Origin of the sequence: Streptomyces sp. YS-3 (genome assembly GCF_045257485.1) — a bacterium.
Taxonomy (GTDB): domain Bacteria; phylum Actinomycetota; class Actinomycetes; order Streptomycetales; family Streptomycetaceae; genus Streptomyces.
In genome coordinates this window covers 1-3,993 of record NZ_JBJHPC010000623.1, presented here as the reverse complement: position 1 = coordinate 3,993, position 3,993 = coordinate 1, and the positions used below count along the sequence as shown (strand labels likewise).

The following is a 3,993-nucleotide window of genomic DNA, read 5'->3' as shown; positions in this document are numbered from 1 at the left end:
GGGGTCGGTGGGCGGGGCATCGACGCTGCGCCAGGGCCGCCGTTCGGCGGTGATGTGGCTGTCGACCTGGTCGATCATGTCGGTGCCGGTGACGTGTTCGCAGGCGGCAGGCCAGGTCAGGGACATGGACAGGAGCACCAGGCGCAGATCGGTGAAGAGGCGGTTGGGGGGCTCACCGCTGCTGGGCGCGGCGGCGGCCTCAGCCAGCCGGCTGTGCAGGACGAGGAGCTGCGGAGCGGGGCGGTCGCCGGGGATTGTTCGAGATCGGGGCTGCTGTCTAGGTGGTGCCCGCAGGGGGTTGTGCTAAGCAAGTTGCCGGTGTTGCGGCACTGGGCAGGGTGTAGGCGCAGCGTGGGCTGGGATATGAGAGTCGTGGGGGTTTCGGTCGCCGTCCTTGCCTACTCAGCTCAGCATTGACCGTCTGCGCGAGGCCCAGCTGCGTGCCGAGCGGGTCCTTGACCAGGTCACCGCCCGCTACGGGTCCATCATCGGCCCCGCCTCCGCGTTCCTGCGGGTTTCATGGAGCCGCCCCGCGCACGCGAGCCGGCCACCCGAGGCGACTCGGGACAGTGAGCGCCGTCGAGGTGCTACGAACACTGCGGATCCTCCGTGCGGCTCCGACTGCGGGCCAGCAGCGTGGGGATCGAAGAGATCTTTTCCTCATCGAGGTGATCCCACAGGATGCCCGCCGGGCGGTGCGGCGTCGTGCACTCGATGACCTCGTCGGGAGTGACCACCAGGTCCACGTTGACGTCGTGATCCGTTGCTGGAATCGAACCGTCGATCACCTGCAGCGAGTGGACCGTTGTGATGACCACCGTGTCGGGTCGAATGAGTCCGGCCTCTGCGAGCAAAGCGAACTCAAGGTCTGAGTAGCCAGCCCCCTTGCCGATCCGGACCCCTGCACGATTGACGGCAACGCTACCCAAGACGATGACGTCAATGGGAAGGAGTTGATCCACGTCAACGGTGGGGGCCACAGTCGCCGCATGCTTGCTCGAAGCAGCGATATCGTGCGGAGCGGAGAGCTTGCGCGGGTCGAGCAGGTAGAAGGGCTGACGCGTCGCTAGCTTCGGCACCGCCATGTACACAAGCTTGCCCGCTTTCAAAGCGAGACTCCGTACGGGCAGCTGTGCTTTGTCAGGAACAGACTTGACAACGCTCGCGGTCTTCCAGATGTCGAGCTCGGCCAAGCGTCGAGCTGCTGCCTCGGCCCCAACGAAGTTGGGGATACGACCGTGTGCTGTCTCATCGTGTACCGCCCCGGCCGTGTCGAGTGCCTCCCATACCGCCCTTCGGACCAGTTGCTTCTCTTCGTCGTGCACGAGCGGCACAGGGCTCCTCCTCATTAGTTATGCGGCCATCATGAGCGCCAGAAGCCGGTCGTGGACATCCGCAACGATCGGTTCTTGTCTCCACGGGCGAAGTTCACGGGCGGCACCGAAGACGAGATTCATACCTCCGCCGCCGCGGGTCTCCTCAAGCTCCGCGATTGCCTCTCCCAAGGTCTCCACTGCCGCGTCAAGCTCATGTTGTCGGATGTAGGCCAGCGTAAGGTTGCCCAGCACGATGGCGCGCGACTTCTTTCGATCTTGCAGCTCAGCGGCAGTGGCCTCCAGGATCAGCTGGGCACGACGGTGCTGTCCTAGGGACAGGTAACAGGAGCCGGAGAGGCGTCCGATCTGGGTGGACGAGACAAGTCCTACGGCGGCGTCTGTGGCGTCTGACTTTTCGAGTACTTGCTCAGCCTGCTTGAGAGTGCGTTCGAAGGCACGCTCTTCTCCGAGCATCGCGTGTGCCTCACCTGCGTGAAGGAGGGCCAAGCCAGTTACGCCCGGGCTGGTCAATCGGGCTGTCTCAGCTGCTTGCAACGCCAGACCAAGTCCAGTTCTCGGATCCTGCTGTGCCCCATACAAGGCGACGTAACTGGTGCGGAGCAGAGCTCGGGCCTCCAGGGTGTGATCGCGGAGCCGACGTGCGATCTGGCCACTCTGATCGTAGTAGTTCCTGGCCGTATCCTGGTCTCGCCGCTGAGACGCATCCCATGCCAACTGGCCCATCAGCACTGACGCGTCAGCCTGGATGGACATCAGTTCACGCTGTACACGGCCGCCGCGCGCTTCCCGCGCGAGGAAGGTGAGGTGGCTGAGCTGCTCTCCGCCTCTCGCGAGAAGACTCGCCGAGGGCACCTGGTCGTATCGCTCGGCCAGTTCGTCAAACTCCCGTCGCAGCTCCCCAACGGTGCCCATATCGACCTTGGCTGGGTGGCGTAGGGCATGTTCGCGGCGTTGCTGATCAAAATCAGACTCGTCGATCGGCTCCGTGAGCAGACTTTCGAGCTCCAGAGCGTTCACGCGCAACTGGGCGGCTAGCCGGGGGCGCTGCCAGGGCTGGGGGGATCCAGTACCCGCTTCCCAACGCACCACCGTGCTCCGGTCCACACCGAGGCGATCGGCAAGGGCCTCCTGAGTCATCCCGACCGTCTTACGGCGCTCAGCGAGGCGATACCTCCTTTGCCCCATGACGTTGCTCCCAGTCCATCGAGCCCAGTTCACAGATACAGCCAGGTCATGCCCCTACTTGCATCAGCGATGCCTCATTAGAGCATCAATCCTGCTCTGGATAGGTCGAGTTGGTGGCAGTTGAGTAAGACCCACTTCGCAGTTCTACGCGAGGTCACCACCGTCAAGGCCAGCGGCCGTGAATCACGCCCAGGGCAGAAGGGAAGTGGGCAATGAAGGTCCAGCTCCCTTTGACGCAGGCGACCGCTCTCCTCGACCAGTCAGCGAGCAGCGCGGGTGACTTCGCAGCCCTAAACCTGATCACCTACCGGCTGCGGTCCAACGCGATGCGCGAGGGCCGACAGCGGATCGAGAGCCTGCTCCGAACGCTGGAGTTGAGGCTCGATCCTCCGCCGGAGCTGGCAGCAGCCGTCGCCCAAGCGCGTCAGCTCTTGGAGATGGAGCCGATCGACCGAGGCCGGCCAAGCAGCTCGTACGTCCGGATACTGCGCAGCCTCACGACGAGGGTCGAAGCCCTCCGCGTGTCGGCCGCGACCTACACCTGCGCTCCCCAGGGCACCGACGTCAAACCGATTCACGCGCGACTCGGGAGAACGGCCGAGGTGTACGGCGGGAACGTCTGCTGGTTCCATCACGACCGGGGCTTGTCGGACTGGCCGCTGTGGGAGCGGCCGGGCTGGCAGCGTCTCCAGCGGCTGATCCAAGGCAAGTGGATCACGCTGCTCACAGTCGAGTCGGCCAGCGACCTGGTCCCGCAGATCTGCGTGGATGAGCCGCAGTGGGGGCGACGCGGACTTGAGGTGTGGCTCTACGGCTGGGGCATACGCCTGGTCTGCCGCACCGAGGCCGACACCGAGGCGGGTGCACCGCGATGACCACTCTCCCCGCCCCCCACTACGCACTCCAGGATCATGATCGTCCGCACCTTGTTCACCTATGGCCTATTGCCTCTGTACGCGGTACTCCTGGCCCGCTCCGTATGGGCCGCACGCCGCCAGGCCGGAGCGCCAGCGGCTCCGCCTCGGGGGCCGCTGCCGTTCTGGCAGCACTACCTCCAGCACTGCGCCGGGTTCCCGCTCCTCTGCCTGGTGCTGATCTCACTGGTGTGGGTGTTCCCCGGGCGACTGCCGTGACCCACGCTCCGCCCGCACCCCAAGTCGTCAGGCTTCGCGCGCGGCAGTCCGGGCGGATCGGCTTCCGCTGCGGTCCGCACGCTCCGCCTCCCCCATAGCTGGTCGCCTCCTGGTCGTGGTCGAGATCCCGCATCCACGACGCGGCCAGGAGGCGACCAGCTATGGGGGAGGCGGAGCGTGCGGACCGCAGCGGAAGCCGATCCGCCCGGACTGCCGCGCGCGAAGCCTGACGACTTGGGGTGCGGGCGGAGCGTGGGTCACGGCAGTCGCCCGGGGAACACCCACACCAGTGAGATCAGCACCAGGCAGAGGAGCGGGAACCCGGCGCAGTGCTGGAG

General features: G+C 65.7%; 4 protein-coding genes. 2 read left to right on the top strand and 2 right to left on the bottom strand.

Features of this window, described 5'->3' with window-relative positions; all coding sequences use genetic code 11:
• Positions 1-587: 587 nt before the first annotated feature.
• On the bottom strand, positions 588-1,325 hold the full coding sequence (locus tag ACJA3G_RS32030) for a 5-formyltetrahydrofolate cyclo-ligase (RefSeq protein WP_406556548.1): 738 nt from the start codon (positions 1,323-1,325) through the stop codon (positions 588-590).
• Between the two features lie 27 nt (positions 1,326-1,352).
• A complete protein-coding gene (locus tag ACJA3G_RS32025; protein ID WP_406556547.1) occupies positions 1,353-2,522 on the bottom strand; it encodes a helix-turn-helix domain-containing protein in 1,170 nt (389 codons plus the stop codon).
• Between the two features lie 212 nt (positions 2,523-2,734).
• Here ACJA3G_RS32025 and ACJA3G_RS32020 point away from each other — a divergent pair, with 212 nt between their 5' ends.
• On the top strand, positions 2,735-3,397 hold the full coding sequence (locus ACJA3G_RS32020; RefSeq protein WP_406556546.1) for a hypothetical protein: 663 nt from the start codon (positions 2,735-2,737) through the stop codon (positions 3,395-3,397).
• A 36-nt stretch (positions 3,398-3,433) separates the two neighbouring features.
• The gene (locus ACJA3G_RS32015) at positions 3,434-3,655 is read left to right on the top strand and encodes a hypothetical protein (RefSeq protein WP_406556545.1); all 222 of its coding nucleotides are present in this window, start codon (positions 3,434-3,436) and stop codon (positions 3,653-3,655) included.
• Positions 3,656-3,993: the final 338 nt, after the last annotated feature.